Source organism: Streptomyces sp. NPDC005017, from assembly GCF_042873115.1.
Classification (GTDB): domain Bacteria; phylum Actinomycetota; class Actinomycetes; order Streptomycetales; family Streptomycetaceae; genus Streptomyces.
In genome coordinates this window covers 203,980-217,626 of sequence record NZ_JBIALD010000011.1, presented here as the reverse complement: position 1 = coordinate 217,626, position 13,647 = coordinate 203,980, and the positions used below count along the sequence as shown (strand labels likewise).

10 protein-coding genes and 1 riboswitch are annotated in these 13,647 nt (G+C 73.8%); of the genes, 1 reads left to right on the top strand and 9 read right to left on the bottom strand.

Annotated features, from left to right (window positions below; translation table 11 throughout):
- Window positions 1–94: 94 nt before the first annotated feature.
- The 6 genes from ACFYR0_RS19080 to ACFYR0_RS19055 all read right to left on the bottom strand — a co-directional run bounded on the left by ACFYR0_RS19080 (window position 95) and on the right by ACFYR0_RS19055 (window position 7,074).
- On the bottom strand, window positions 95–1,009 hold the full coding sequence (locus ACFYR0_RS19080; protein WP_389328950.1) for an ECF transporter S component: 915 nt from the start codon (window positions 1,007–1,009) through the stop codon (window positions 95–97).
- A complete protein-coding gene (locus ACFYR0_RS19075; protein ID WP_389328947.1) occupies window positions 1,006–2,772 on the bottom strand; it encodes an ABC transporter ATP-binding protein in 1,767 nt (588 codons plus the stop codon). Before ACFYR0_RS19075 ends, ACFYR0_RS19080 begins: the two co-directional genes overlap by 4 nt.
- The gene (locus ACFYR0_RS19070; RefSeq protein ID WP_389328944.1) at window positions 2,769–3,884 is read right to left on the bottom strand and encodes a CbiQ family ECF transporter T component; all 1,116 of its coding nucleotides are present in this window, start codon (window positions 3,882–3,884) and stop codon (window positions 2,769–2,771) included. Before ACFYR0_RS19070 ends, ACFYR0_RS19075 begins: the two co-directional genes overlap by 4 nt.
- Window positions 3,877–4,560 carry an SCO2322 family protein gene (locus ACFYR0_RS19065; RefSeq protein WP_389328941.1) on the bottom strand — a complete coding sequence of 228 codons (684 nt, stop codon included), beginning with the start codon at window positions 4,558–4,560 and terminating at the stop codon, window positions 3,877–3,879. Before ACFYR0_RS19065 ends, ACFYR0_RS19070 begins: the two co-directional genes overlap by 8 nt.
- Complete coding sequence (locus tag ACFYR0_RS19060; RefSeq protein WP_389328938.1) at window positions 4,557–5,783, bottom strand: prenyltransferase/squalene oxidase repeat-containing protein; 1,227 nt, start codon at window positions 5,781–5,783, stop codon at window positions 4,557–4,559. The genes ACFYR0_RS19065 and ACFYR0_RS19060 overlap by 4 nt, the downstream gene beginning before the upstream one ends.
- A 111-nt stretch (window positions 5,784–5,894) precedes the next feature.
- Window positions 5,895–6,025: riboswitch (cobalamin riboswitch) on the bottom strand.
- Between the two features lie 26 nt (window positions 6,026–6,051).
- Window positions 6,052–7,074 carry an MBL fold metallo-hydrolase gene (locus ACFYR0_RS19055; protein WP_389328935.1) on the bottom strand — a complete coding sequence of 341 codons (1,023 nt, stop codon included), beginning with the start codon at window positions 7,072–7,074 and terminating at the stop codon, window positions 6,052–6,054.
- A gap of 378 nt (window positions 7,075–7,452) precedes the next feature.
- On the opposite strand from ACFYR0_RS19055, the gene ACFYR0_RS19050 reads away from it, so the two are divergent.
- Complete coding sequence (locus ACFYR0_RS19050) at window positions 7,453–9,192, top strand: right-handed parallel beta-helix repeat-containing protein (RefSeq protein ID WP_389328932.1); 1,740 nt, start codon at window positions 7,453–7,455, stop codon at window positions 9,190–9,192.
- Window positions 9,193–9,243: 51 nt separating this feature from the next.
- Here the strand turns inward: ACFYR0_RS19050 and ACFYR0_RS19045 are convergent, their stop codons facing one another.
- The 3 genes from ACFYR0_RS19045 to ACFYR0_RS19035 are packed head-to-tail and all read right to left on the bottom strand — an operon-like array spanning window position 9,244 to window position 13,551.
- The gene (locus ACFYR0_RS19045; protein ID WP_389328929.1) at window positions 9,244–10,572 is read right to left on the bottom strand and encodes a UDP-glucose dehydrogenase family protein; all 1,329 of its coding nucleotides are present in this window, start codon (window positions 10,570–10,572) and stop codon (window positions 9,244–9,246) included.
- A gap of 26 nt (window positions 10,573–10,598) precedes the next feature.
- Window positions 10,599–11,624, bottom strand: coding sequence for a UDP-glucose 4-epimerase GalE (gene galE / locus ACFYR0_RS19040; protein WP_389328926.1), 1,026 nt, complete (start codon window positions 11,622–11,624; stop codon window positions 10,599–10,601).
- A 52-nt stretch (window positions 11,625–11,676) separates the two neighbouring features.
- Window positions 11,677–13,551, bottom strand: a complete 1,875-nt coding sequence (locus ACFYR0_RS19035) for a glycosyltransferase family 2 protein (RefSeq protein ID WP_389328923.1) — start codon at window positions 13,549–13,551, stop codon at window positions 11,677–11,679.
- Window positions 13,552–13,647: the final 96 nt, after the last annotated feature.

Sequence of the window (13,647 nt, the reverse complement as noted above, 5' to 3'; positions counted from 1 at the left end):
CATGATGTCCTAGTTTGTCTACTACGGGGCTTCGTTGGTGACTTGGGTCATGTGGGGTGCTTCACCAGCGCCGTGACCCCTGGTGCGCGGCCCTTCACCCACCGGGGCCGCGGAACGTGACCCGGGCCTCGAAAGCGGCCCTGCGGGTGGCTCGGCGGAGGGCCTTGAGGAGGGTGGGGCCGAGGGTGACGGTGAGGACGATCGTGCACAGGGCGCGGCCCAGGTCCCAGCCGAGCGAGGTGGCCGCGCAGTAGGCGAGGAAACGGACGAGGTTCGAGGCCGGGCCCGCGCCGGGGTCCATGGCGATGGTCGTCGTCTCGGGGCTCATGAAGGTCCAGCCCTGCATGTTCATGAGCGTGCCGTAGCCGAAGGAGGCCACGAAGCCGTACACCGTCAGCATCAGGATCTCGGCCCGGCCGCGCAGCCGGTCCACGCCCGGCAGCAGGCCCGCGCCCATCGTGAACCAGCCCGCGATGAGCATCTGGTACGGCAGCCAGGGGCCCACCCCGCCCGTCAGCAGGCCCGAGGCGAACATCGTCACGCAGCCCAGGACGAAGCCGAAGCCCGGACCGAGGACCCTGCCGCTGAGCAGCATCAGGAAGAACATCGGCTCGATGCCCGCCGTGCCCGCGCCGATCGGGCGCAGGGCGGCGCCCGCGGCCGCCAGCATGCCGAGCATCGCCACGGCCTTGGGGCCGAGGCCCGACTCCGCGATCGTCGCCGCGACCACCGGCACCAGCAGCGCGAGCACACCCGCGAACAGCCAGGGCGCGTCCTGGGCGTGGGCCACCGCCGAGGCCTCGGGAGGGGCGAAGAAGGACCAGGTCAGCGAGGCCACACCGACGGCGCTCACCAGGGCGAGGGACGCCTTCGACCGGGGGCCGAGGCGGACCGCGCGGGCCTGGCGGGAGGCGTCCGGGGCCGGCCTCGCCCCGGTCTTCCCGGTCCTGAGGGGCTTCGGCGTCTTCGGCGTCGTCCGGGTCGTCCGGGTCTTCGGGGCGGGGATCATCCGAGGGCCCTTCTTACCTGGGCCACGGTCAGCCACTTCTGCGGGGCGAGGATCTTCGCCACCTGGGGCGCGTAGGAAGGGGAGGAGGTCACCACGTCCTGGGCCGGGCCGTCCGCGATCACCTCTCCGTCGGCCAGCATGACGACCCGGTGGGCCAGCTCGGCCGCCAGTTCCACATCGTGCGTGGCCAGCACGATCGCGTGGCCCTCGGCCGCCAGGCCGCGCAGCAGCGTGACCAGGCGGGCCTTGGCCGCGTAGTCCAGGCCCCGGGTCGGCTCGTCCAGCAGGAGCAGGGGCGGGCGGGCCGTGAGGATCACCGCCAGCGCCAGGGAGAGCCGCTGGCCCTCCGAGAGGTCGCGGGGGTGGGTCTCGTCCGCGACACCCGGCAGCAGCTCCGACACCAGCGCGCGGCAGGTGCCCGGCTCGGCCCCGGCGTCCCGGTCCGCCTGCGCGCACTCGCCCGCGACCGTGTCGGCGTAGAGGAGGTCGCGCGGTTCCTGGGGGACCAGGCCGACCCGGCGGACCAGCTCGCGCGGCGGTGTGCGGTGCGGGACGGCCCCGCCGGTGCGGACCGTGCCCGACTCGGGCTCGACCAGGCCGACCAGCGCGGAGAGCAGCGTCGACTTCCCGGCGCCGTTGCGGCCCATCAGGGCGATGGTCTCGCCCGGGGTGACGGTGAGGTCGACCTCGCGCAGGGCGGGGACGCGGCCGCGGCGCACGGCCAGGGAGCGGGCCTCGGCGACGGGTCCGCCCGGGGAGGCGGGGCCGGCGTCGGGGGTCCGCGTGGCGGCCGCGGTGGCCGTGGTGGTGGCGTTCCGGCGCCCGGCGAAGAGGCGGCGGAGGCGGCCGGGGGCCGGTATCGCCGGGGCGGGGAGCGCCGCTTCGGGCCGGGGTACCCGGAACTCCCGCGGCTCCGCCGGATGATCCACGACCGCGTACGGGTCCTGGTCGCGCAGTCGTTCGCGCAGGTCGCCCGCCCTGCGCCGGGCGTCGCGGACCGTCAGCGGCAACGGCGACCAGCCCGCCGCACGGCCGAGGCCCACGACCGGCGGGAAGACGGGGGAGACGGCCATGACCTCCGCCGGGGTGCCGAGGACCGGCGGGGCACCGGGGGAAGGGAGCAGCAGGACGCGGTCGGCGTAGTGGACGACCCGTTCCAGGCGGTGCTCGGCCACCAGGACCGTCGTGCCCAGGTCGTGCACCAGGCGCTGGAGGACCGCGAGGACCTCCTCCGCCGCCGCCGGGTCCAGCGCCGAGGTCGGCTCGTCGAGGACGAGGACGTCCGGGTGCGCCGTGAGCACCGACCCGATGGCGACCCGCTGCTGCTGCCCGCCGGACAGGGTGGCCAGCGGACGGTCCCGCAGCGGGGCCAGGCCCAGCAGGTCCAGCGTCTCCTCCACCCGGCGGCGCATCACGTCCGGGGCCAGGCCCAACGACTCCACGCCGTAGGCGAGTTCCTCCTCCACCGTGTCCGTCACGAAGTGGGACAGCGGGTCCTGGCCGACCGTACCGACCACGTCCGCGAGGTCGCGCGGCCTGTGCGTACGGGTGTCGCGGCCCGCCACCGTGACCCGGCCGCGCAGGGTGCCGCCGGTGAAGTGCGGGACCAGGCCGCCGACCGCGCCGAGGAGCGTGGACTTGCCGACGCCCGACGGGCCCACCAGCAGGACGAGTTCGCCCTCCGGGACCTCGAAGTCGACGCCCCGCACCGAGGGTTCGGCAGCGCCCTCGTAGGTGACGGAGACGTCCTCGAAGCGGATCACGACGGCTCCTCGGGGGACTTCGGTGGCTGCGGGGACCGCGGCGGGTTCGGGGGAGGCGTGACGAACGCCGGGAGCAGGCCCAGCAGACAGGCCGCCGCGGGCCAGAGGGGCAGTTCGGGGGCGACCAGCGGGATCACTCCGGGCTTCAGGGTGCCGGGCAGGCGGACCGCCGCGACGGACATCAGCGCCGCCACCGCCGCGCCCGAGCCCGCGACCAGCCAGGCCCGCGCGTCCCAGCGGTCGGGGCGGTAGCGGGTGCGCGGCGTGCGGCGGCCGCCCAGCCGGAGTCCGGCGACCGCGGCACCGAGCCCGGCGACCAGCACGGCCGCACCGTAGCTGCCGCCCGCCGCCGTGAGCAGGCCGTACATACCCGCGCACACGCCCAGCAGTCCGGCGATCGTCAGCGCCGTCGTCGTACGGCGGACCGCGGCGGGGACCTGGACCGTACGGCCGTATCCGCGCGAGTCCATCGCGGCGGCGAGGGCGACGGAACGCTCCAACGCGCCCTCCAGCACCGGCAGTCCGACATGCAGCAGTCCGCGGACGCCGCGGTCCGGACGGCCGCGCAGCCGGCGCGCGGCCCGCAGGCGCTGCACGTCGGCGATCAGGTTCGGGGCGAAGGTGAGCGCCACGACGACGGCGACACCGGTCTCGTACAGCGCGCCCGGCAGGGACTTCAGCAGCCGGGACGGGTTGGCGAGGGCGTTCGCGGCGCCGACGCAGATCAGCAGCGCCGCCAGCCGCAGGGCGTCGTAGAGCGCCCAGACCAGGCCCTCGGCGGTCACCCTGCCGCCCAGACGGATGCCCTGCGCCCAGTCGGGCAGCGGCACTTCGGGGAGTCGGAGCAGGACCGTCGTGCCCGGGATCGGCGAGCCGAGGAACACCGCGAACAGCAGCCGGACGCCGATCACGGCGAGCGCGAGCTTGGCGAAGGCGCCGTAGGAACGGGCCCAGGGGGCGTCGGGGCGGCGGGCCGCGACGACATAGCCGGAGACGGCGACGAGCAGTGCGAGCAGCAGGGGGTTGGTGGTGCGGGTGGCCGCGGTGCCCAGTCCCAAGGCCCACAGCCACCACGCACCGGGGTGGAGCGCGGTGGCCGTCCGGTCAGGCACGGCGGCGTGCCTGCCAGAGTCCGGCGGCGCCGAGCAGGACGACCACGCCGACACCGGCGACGAGCCCGAGGGACGGGCCGTCGTCCTCGGTCCCGCCGGCGGTGGTCCCGTTCCCGTCCTTCGCCTCGGCGGCGGGTCCGTCCCCGCCCGACACCTGCTCGCCGCAGCCCTGGCGCGGGTATCCGCTGATGGCGCAGAGCAGGGCGTTGGTGTCGTAGCGCAGGGGCTTGGCGACGGAGGCGAGGGCCTCGGCGGTCGTCGCGTCCGGCTCGACGCTCGCGCACACCGTGCGGGCGGGCGGCGGCCGTTCGCCGGACGGGGCGTCCCCGGGGGTGCCGAAGTCGAGGACCAGCGCGACGCGCTTCCTGCCCTCCCGCGCCGGGGTGTCCGCGCAGACCGTGGCGAAGTCGGCCTCGCCGCGCGGCTGGTCGGCGTCCTGGGAGTCCTCGCTGACCGCGAACCGGAAGCCCTGGAGGTCGCCGTCCGAGGGGCGGGCCGTGGCCGGGCCCTGGGTGGCGTAGACCCAGCGGGCGCCGTCGCGGTCCCAGAAGGACCAGTAGCGGTAGCCGGTGGCGTGGGCGGACTGGGCCGCGACGGTGAGGGTGAGCAGCAGCGCGGCCAGGATGGCCGGGACGAACCGGGCCTTCCCGGACGGCTGGAGGGACCGCAGGGTCACGGCCGGGGCTTCCGGCGGGCGCTGATCAGGAAGCCGATGCCGATGCCGCCGACCAGGCCGACGCCGACGATCCACCAGACGCTGACGCCCTCGTCGTCCTCGTCCTTCTCGTGCTCCTTGTCCTTCGTCCCGGCGCTCTGGGACGGGCTCGCCTCCGTCGGGGCCGGGCCGGTCGCGTTCAGCAGGGCGACCAGGTCCTCGCCGCCGAAGGCGCGCGGGTCGATGCCGCCGGCCTGGGCGGCGAGGACGAGCTGCGCGTAGGCGGCGGGGCCGCTCTGCGCGGCCCAGGTCAGGGCGTTGGACTCCAGCCAGCGCGCGGAGGCCGCGGCCTGCTCGCCGAAGCCGGCGGCGGCCAGGGCGATCACCGCGTCGGCGGTGTTGCCGAAGTCGGGCTGGTCCTCGGCGCCGGGCATCGAGGACATCAGGTGCTTGTCCTCGGCCAGGGCACCGGCGAGGTAGGAGGCTCCGTTGGCGGCGGCCCGCTCGCGGTCGCCGGGCTTCGCGCAGGAGGGCGCGGCCTTGTCGGCGGTGGCGTTCGTCCCGGCCAGGGCCTCGCCGAGGGAGCCCAGGACGGCGGCGGCGGTCGCGTCGGCGTTGGCGAACAGCTTGCCGCTCTTGTCGGGCTGGTAGGCGAAGGCGCCCGCGTCCTCGCCCGCGCAGGGCAGGGCGAGCGTGAGCAGGGCGTCGTAGGGGGACTTGCCGGCCTTCACGACCTTGTCGGGCCGCTCGCCCGCGGCGACCAGGGCGCCGATCACGACGGAGGTGGAGTTGGCGTCGCTGGCGCCGCCGGGGTTGTAGCCCCAGCCGCCGTCCTTGTTCTGGACCGACTTCAGCCAGGCGACGGCCTTGCCCGCGACCTTCTCCTCGCCGCCGGTGGCGGTGAGGGCCTGGACGGCGGCGGCCGTGGCGTTGGTGTCCAGCATCGTCCTGGCGTCGCAGGCCTTCGCCGGGTCGGGGCGGTAGGAGGCGAACGCGCCGTTCGCGCAGGCCTGTCCGGCCAGCCAGTCGACCGCCTTCGGGGCGGGGACCACGTTCTGCTCGGTCTGTGCGAGGAGGGTCAGCGACTGCCGCCAGACACCGTCGTAGGTCGGGTCGCCGGTGCCGTACAGGCCGTCGGGGAGCTGCGCCGACGGTGACGGCGAGGGGGCGGCGACGGCGGGCACGGCGGCACCGAGTACGGCGACGGCGGCGGCCAGGGCCGCTGCGCTGCGGCGGACGATCATGATCGGAGGGTGCCTCTCCCCTAGGGGAGCCGGGCAGCACGGGACGACCCCGGGCGGCTCGGCCCCGTATACCTCGACGGTGCCGTGCGGCGGCGGCTGCCGACGCGCGTGAGCCGGTCACGATTCCGTTGCGGGGCAGTCCGGCTCGCAGGGTTTCCTGCTCACGGTTGCGGGTCAGCGCCGGAATTGCACCGGCTTCCCCCCGTACGGGTGTGATGACGACGCCGTCACTTTACCGGCCCGTGGGCGGGTGGCCGTGGGGCGCCTGTCACACCGCCACGTAGGCCACGGGGGTGCTGCCCGGCACGGCCTCCGCCCGACCCTGTTTCACCAGTCGCCGCAGGTGGGCCTCGGCCTCCGATACGGCGATGGTGCGGGAGCCGTAGGGGATCTCGGACCAGGGCCGGTTCCAGTCCATGCGCTCGGCGAGCTGCCAGGGCGTGAGGGGCTCGGTGAGCAGGGCGAGCAGGCCGCTCAGCCGGGCCTCGTGATGGGCGAGGAGTTCCCGGACCCGGCCGGAGGCGTCGGTGAACGGGTGCTGGTGGGCGGGGAGCACCTCGGCGGGGGCGAGTCGGGTGAGCCGTTCCAGGGAGTCGAGGTAGTCGCCGAGCGGGTCGGTGACGGTGGTGTCGTCGGGGTCCTCGTAGAGGCCGATGTGCGGGGAGATCCCGGGCAGCAGATGGTCGCCGCTGAACAGGCGGCCGTGGCCGGGCCGGCCGGCCGGGTGGCGCTCCTCCAGGTGCAGGCAGACATGGCCGGGGGTGTGGCCCGGGGTCCAGATCGCGCGCAGGCGGCGGCCGGGCAGGGGGAGGAGGTCGCCGGGGACGATCTCGCGGTCGGGCAGGGCCGGTGCGAGGCCGGGGAGCGGGCCGCGCGCCTTGCGCAGGGGCGCCACGTGGGCCTCCGGGGCGCCCGCCGCGGCCAGTTTGGCGGCCATGTAGGCGTACCAGTGCCCGGGGCTGCTCTCGCGCGTGCGGCGTACGACCGCCGCGTCGGCCGCGTGCATCGCGATCCAGGCGCCGGACGCCTCCCGCACCTTGCCGGACAGGCCGTGGTGGTCGGGGTGGTGGTGCGTGACGACGACGCCGTGCACCTCCTCGGCGGACGTCCCGCAGGCGGCGAGCCCCTCGCCGAGCGCCTCCCAGGAGGCGGGGTCGTCCCAGCCGGTGTCGACCAGGACCGGGCCGCGGTCGGTGTCGACGACGTACACCAGCGTGTGCCCCAGCGGGTTGTCGGGGATCGGCACCTCGACGCCCCGTACGCCACCGCCGTGATCGACCACTCCCGCCATCGGCTCTCCCCCGCTCGACCGGACGTCCGGGACACCGCACAGAGGCCTCCCCGTGGGCCTAGGGCCCTTCTGGCGGATCTCCGCGGCGTCGCGACGCCCGGCACGCACCCGCGGCGCACGGCGCGAAGGGACAGGTGGCTCCGCCACGTGACCCTCCGCACCGCACGCCGAGCGCACGCACCGAACACCGCTCCTTCTCCCCGGAGATCCGTCAGAGGGGCCCTCGTCCACTATAGCCAGAACTGATGATCCGTCAGATAGTCATGCCATCCGATCCGCCGGCGGGGACGGGGGTGCCCGCGCGCCCCGTCAGCGTATGCGTCTGTTTCTGGCATCTTGCTGCAAAAGTAGTGAAGTACGGCAGATAGGGATGTTGTGATGACGCTGCAAGGACCCCGGGCCGTCACATCGAGGCGTGCGTCCGGCCGCCCGGCCGGCTTCGCGCGCGCCGCCGGAGCGACCCTGACCGCGGCCGCACTGCTCTGCGGGTGCAGCGCGCTGAAGCCCTACACACCACCTCGGCCCGTGACGGAGGACTCCCTGACGTTCTACGTCAGCCCGGACGGCGACGACGACAACGACGGCCTGTCCCCCAAGTCCGCCTGGCGCACCCTGAAGAGGGCGGACGAGGTGTCGTTCGAGCCGGGCGACCGGCTGCGGCTCCAGGGCGGCCGGCGCCTGGTCGGAGAGCTGACCATCGGACCGGAGGAGGCCGGCAGCGTCCGCGAGCCCGTCGTGATCGACTCCTACGGGGCCGGGAAGGCCACGATCGCCACGCGCGGGACGGCGGGCATCGCGGTGCACAACACCAGCGGAGTGGAGATCCGGAACCTGGCGATCACCGGCGACTCCGCCTCCCGCCGCCACGAGGACGGCATCAGGTTCTTCAACGACCTCGACGAGCGCAGGCGGCTGGCGCACGTGAGGATCTCCGGCGTCGACGTCTCCCGGTTCCGCAACGGCATCAGCATCGCCGCCGCCGCGGGGTCCCTGGGATTCCGCGACGTCGCCGTCACCGACTCCGCGACACACCACAACCAGAACGCCGGACTGGTCACCGTGGGGCCGCGCTTCGAGGCGGACGACCCCGACTACGCGCACCAGAAGGTCACGATCACGAGGGTCCGGGCGTACGCGAACTCCGGCGACCCGAAGGAGCACGACCGCAACACCGGCAGCGGCATGGTCCTGGGCAGCATCCGGCAGGCCGTCGTCCAGCGGTCCGCGGCCTACGACAACGGCGCGAAGTCCTCAGCCCGGGCCGACGAGGGCCCCGAGGGCATCTGGACGTACGACTCGACGCGTGTGGTCATCCAGAACAACATGGCGTACCGCAACCGCACCGGATCGCAGGTCGACGGCGGCGGCTTCGGGCTGGACAACAACGTGTCCCACTCAGTGCTCCAGTACAACCTGGCCTACGGCAACGACGGCCCCGGCTTCCTGGTCTACTCGGGCGAACCGACCAACATGCACAAGGACAACACGGTCCGGTTCAACTACAGCTGGGACGACGCCCGCAAACTGCCCGTCTACGGCGGCATCGTGGCCTACGGAACCCGCCTGCGCGACCTGGACATCTACAACAACACCGTGCTCCAGCGGTCCCCCGAAGGGGGCGAGCGGGCACCGGCGCTGCGGCTGCGCGCGGGCATCAGGAACGTCACCATCCGCAACAACATCCTCGTCACGGACGGCGCGCCCGTCCTGGACTCCGACACCCTCTTCGGTCAGGACCGGGTCCGGATCCAGGGCAACGACTACTACAGCACGGGCCCGTGGAAGCTGGTCTGGGGCGACGACGTCTTCGCCGGGCTGGACGACTGGCGCGACTCGTCCGGCCAGGAGGAGCACCGCACCGTTCCCACCGGTTCGACCGAGGACCCCTGCCTCGTCGACGCCGCCGCACCGGTGACCGACCGGGCGGGGGCCGGCAACCTCGTCGCCACCTGCGGCGGCCTGCTGGCGGGCGCGATGCCGCTGCGTTCCGTCGGCGTCGACCCCGGCCCCGTCGACTACTTCGGCGAACGGCTGAGCACCACAACGCTGGTGGGCGCCGCAGCTCCGCCGCGTCCGTCCGACGGGTCACCCACCCCGCGGCCGCGGCCCGAGGCCTGATCCACCGCGCCCCGCGGCCGGTCCGGCCGCGGGGCGCGTGCTGCGACGCCGCTACAGTGCCGCGGCAGCCAGAGCCGGCGCCGAGCGGCCGAGCGCGCGGACGGTCCAGCCGGCCGACCGCCACAGGGCGGCGTCGAGGTTGTTGCGGGCGTCGAGCAGCCGTGGACTGCGCACCACCCGGGCCATCTTGTCCGGGTCGAGCTCCCGGTAGCTGTCCCACTCCGTCAGATGCAGCACGACGTCCGCGCCCGCGCAGGCCACCGCCGGCTCGCTCTCGTAGCGCAGCTCGGGGTGGGCCAGCCGGGCGTTGTGGATGCCCTCCGGGTCATGGACCCGGACCTCGGCCCCCTCACCGTGGACGGCGGCGGCCACCGCGAGGGCGGGCGAGTCCCGTACGTCGTCGCTGTTCGGCTTGAAGGTGGCGCCGAGGACCGCGATCCGCCGCCCGGTGAGGCACCCGCCCGCCAGCTCGCGGGCGACGTCGACCGTACGCCGGCGCTGGCGGAGGTTGACGGCGTCGACACCGCCGAGGAAACTCAGCGCGTCCCCGACGCCCAGCTCCTCGGCCCGCGCGGCGAACGCCCGGATGTCCTTGGGCAGGCAGCCGCCCCCGAAGCCGAGGCCCGCCCGCAGGAAGCGGCGCCCGATACGGGAGTCGTGGCCGAGCGCGTCGGCGAGGGTGACCACGTCGGCGCCGGCCGCGTCGCAGATCTCCGCCATCGCGTTGATGAACGAGATCTTGGTGGCGAGAAAGGAGTTGGCCGAGACCTTCACCAGCTCCGCGGTGGCCGGGTCGGTGCTCAGATACGGGATCCGCGCCGCCAGCATCGGGGCGTACACCTCGCGCAGGGTGCGATCGGCGCGCGCCGAGGTGACGCCGACGACGATCCGGTCGGGCCGCAGGGTGTCCTCCACCGCGAAGCCCTCACGCAGGAACTCCGGGTTCCAGGCGAGCTCGACGTCCCGGGCCGTCGCGAGCCGGGCCGTGAGACGGGCCGTCGTTCCCACCGGCACCGTGGACTTGCCCACGATCAGGCAGGAGTCCTCCAGACGGGCGGCGAGACCGTCGACGACGCTGTCGACGTGACGCATGTCGGCGGCACCCGAATCGGCGCGCTGAGGTGTGCCGACGCAGACGAAGTGCACCTCGCCGAAGCGCGCCGCCTCCTCGAGCGAGGTGGTGAACCGCAGCCGTTTCGAGGCCAGAGCGCGCGTCAGCACCTCGTCGAGTCCGGGCTCGAAGAAGGGTGGTCTGCCCTCGGTGAGGGCTCTGATCTTCTCGACGTCGACGTCGACGCCGAGGACCTCGTGCCCGATGTCCGCCATGCACGCGGCGTGCACGGCACCGAGGTATCCCGTCCCGATGACGGTCATGCGCATGAGAGTGCTCCTGTCGTGGGTAGCTGTCAGCCGGCCGCGTAGCCGGCGGGGTTGAGTTCCTGGAAGCGCCAGGCGTCCCGGCACATGACGCCGAGATCACGCTTCGCGGTCCAGCCCCAGGCCGCGGCCACCGCGCGGGGATCGGCGACGAGCTCGGCGACGTCGCCCGCCCGCCGTCCGGTCACCTCGTAGGGGACGGGGCGTCCGCAGGCACGCGCGAAGGCGTTGACGAGGTCGAGAACCGACGACCCCACACCCGTGCCGAGGTTGAAGACCCGCATCCCCTTCTCGTCGTCGAGGTGCTCCAGCGCGCAGCGGTGACCCTCGGCCACGTCCATCACGTGGATGTAGTCACGGACACCGGTCCCGTCCGGGGTCGGGTAGTCGTCGCCGAAGACGCTGAGCCGCTCACGGCGGCCGACGGCGACCTGGGCCAGGTACGGCATGATGTTGTTCGGGATGCCCCGGGGGTCCTCGCCGAGCAGCCCGCAGGGGTGGGCGCCGACCGGGTTGAAGTACCGCAGCGCCAGCACGCTCAGCTCGGGCAGACGGCGGCACATGTCGGCCAGCAACTGCTCGCAGATCCACTTCGTGGAGGCGTACGGGTTCGTCGGCGCGGCCGGATCCGCCTCCGTCAGCGGCACCTTGGTCGCGTCGCCGTAGATCGAGCACGACGAGGAGAACACCAGCCGGTGCACACCGTGCGCCTGCATGGCCGACAGCAGGGCGGTCGTCCCGCCCACGTTGATGTCGTAGTAGGTGACCGGGATCTCGACGGACTCGCCCACCGCCTTCTTCGCCGCGAAGTGGATCACCGCGTCGACGGCGTGGGCCGCGAAGACGGCGTCCAGCGCGCTCCGGTCCCGCAGGTCGGCCCGGTAGGTGGTGACGGGGCGGCCGGCGATCTTCGCGACCCGTTCCAGCGCCTCGGGCGCGCTGTTGGAGTGGTCGTCCACGACGACGACCTCGTGTCCGTGCGCCAGGAGTTCCACGCAGGTGTGGCTGCCGATGAAACCGGCGCCGCCGGTGACCAGGACTGTCATGGGGGACATGCAGGATCCCTTCGCGGGAGGTCTGAGGGGTGGGGGACGGCCCGGGCCGGGGTCACCAGGCGAAGAGGCCGGCCGCGTAGACGGGGAACAGCCCCACGGCCAGCGCGAGCGGCAGCAGGGCGAGCAGTCCCAGGAACATGGGCAGCCGGGCCGTCCGCAGGGCCCGGAACCGCGAGACGCCCGCGCCGCGGGCCATCCCGCCGACGTGGAGCACGGTGACGGCGAGGGAGACCAGGGCGTATGTGAAGGAGCCCAGGATGCACAGGAACACGTAGCCCGCCGCGGGGCCGGTCAGCTCACCGATCACGGCACAGGCCGACAACGTGGTGGTGATGATCAGAAAGGGCGCGACGAGCCTCAGCGGCAGCCGCTCCAGCCCGTCCGCCGACTTGGGCGTCACCTTGAAGACCACCGGCCTGGGCCGGAGCCGCTGCCACACCGCCGCGGCCACACCCCAGGCGACGAACGGCCAGCGCGAGAGGCTGAACAGCACGCTCTCCCAGCTCACCACGGGAGCCTTGGCCGGCCGGAGCAGGCCGCGTCTGCGCACCAGCACGATGAGCAGCATCATGCACACGGACAACACCCAGTAGTGCGCCAGGAAGGACAGGTAGTTCACGTTCATCCACGGCAGCCCGGTGACCGCCGCGACGGGGGGCAGGGCGATGCCGGCCACCGTGGTCAGGGCGAGGAGCGGGTAGTACAGCAGCGCGAACGCGAACCTCACGCGCAGCGCGCCCCGCATACGGCCGAGGTGGCGGGGCAGCAGGCCGAGGAGCATCACCGCGAGGCTGCGGGACCACTGGAACTCCTGGGTGACCATGGCCCCGAACGTGATGGGGCCCTCGCCGTGCGCCTCGGCGTCGATCGCGAACGCCCCGTGCCAGCCCGCCGAGTTCATCAGGAACGTGGTCGAGAAGTCCTCGGCGAGCTCGGGCCCGACACCGCCGATGTCCCGCAGCGCCTCGGTGCGCACCGTGTAGTGGGAGCCGATGCACATGGGGGCCAGACCGGCGCTGTGACCCAGTTGCACCGCTCCGTGGAAGACGGCCTCCCGGTGCAGCCGGCCCCGGACCGACCAGGAGACCCCGGCGTTGGAGTCGCACACGCTGGGCGCCGCCACGTATCCGATGGCCGGGTCGGCGAACGGCCGCACCATCTCGCGGAGATACGTGGGAGCCGGCACGTGGTCGCAGTCCAACTGGGCCACGACGTCGTAGCGTTCGTAGCCCCAGTGGTCGTAGAAGAAGGCGAGGTTGCCCTCTTTGCAGCGGGTGCGGCGGGGCCAGGTCGCGCGGTGGTAGTCGGGCCGGTCCCGGCGGCACGAGACCCCCACACCCTGGGCGGCGCACCAGTCGAGGATCTCGTCGGTGGGGTCCTCGTCGCACAGCCACACGTCGTAGCTGTGGGGGAAGTCCTGGCGGAGCATCGCCTCCAGCGTCGTGCGGGCGATCTCCCACGGTTCCGAGGGCGCGCGGGTGACGACGAACCCGGTGCGCAGCCGGGGCACCGCGATCCGCGGGTCGAAGCGGCGCAGCCGGACGACCGTGAGGAAGAAGTACAGGGGCAGCAGCACGAGGTACAGCAGCAGCGCGCTGTTGATGCTCAGGCCGAACCAGCCGGCCCGGTGCTCGGGCCGCAGCCACCAGACCCAGAACGCGACCAGTCCGGCCAGCCAGCCGAGGGTGAGGAGGGCGACCTTCGCCCGGTCCGCCCTGCGGAACTGACGGACGAAACTGCCCGGCCGGGTGGGGAGTTCACGGGGTGGCCGGGAGAACACCGGGCCGTCGGCGGAGATCCCGGCGACGGCGCCCAGGGACAGCTCGCGGATCTGGTCCTGGAGCGGGTCCCCGGATCTGGGTCTGCCCGGAACGAGCAGACCGGTGGCTGGGGCCTCGTCCACGAGGCCGGGGTCCGTCGAAGACATGTGGGCGCGCTCCGAAGTGTGCGGGGTGGCGGCGCGACGTCCTCACGGCCGCCCGGTCGGGGAGCAGCCGGCGGAGCGGGCCACGGGGTGCCGTGC

What these genes read in the sequence shown, in the direction of transcription:
- ACFYR0_RS19080 (WP_389328950.1), bottom strand. Translation starts at nt 1,009, where the DNA reads ATGATCCCCGCCCCGAAGACCCGGACGACCCGGACGACGCCGAAGACG.
- ACFYR0_RS19060 (WP_389328938.1), bottom strand. Translation starts at nt 5,783, where the DNA reads ATGATCGTCCGCCGCAGCGCAGCGGCCCTGGCCGCCGCCGTCGCCGTA.
- ACFYR0_RS19055 (WP_389328935.1), bottom strand. Translation starts at nt 7,074, where the DNA reads ATGGCGGGAGTGGTCGATCACGGCGGTGGCGTACGGGGCGTCGAGGTG.
- ACFYR0_RS19050 (WP_389328932.1), top strand. Translation starts at nt 7,453, where the DNA reads ATGACGCTGCAAGGACCCCGGGCCGTCACATCGAGGCGTGCGTCCGGC.
- ACFYR0_RS19045 (WP_389328929.1), bottom strand. Translation starts at nt 10,572, where the DNA reads ATGCGCATGACCGTCATCGGGACGGGATACCTCGGTGCCGTGCACGCC.
- galE (WP_389328926.1), bottom strand. Translation starts at nt 11,624, where the DNA reads ATGTCCCCCATGACAGTCCTGGTCACCGGCGGCGCCGGTTTCATCGGC.
- ACFYR0_RS19035 (WP_389328923.1), bottom strand. Translation starts at nt 13,551, where the DNA reads ATGTCTTCGACGGACCCCGGCCTCGTGGACGAGGCCCCAGCCACCGGT.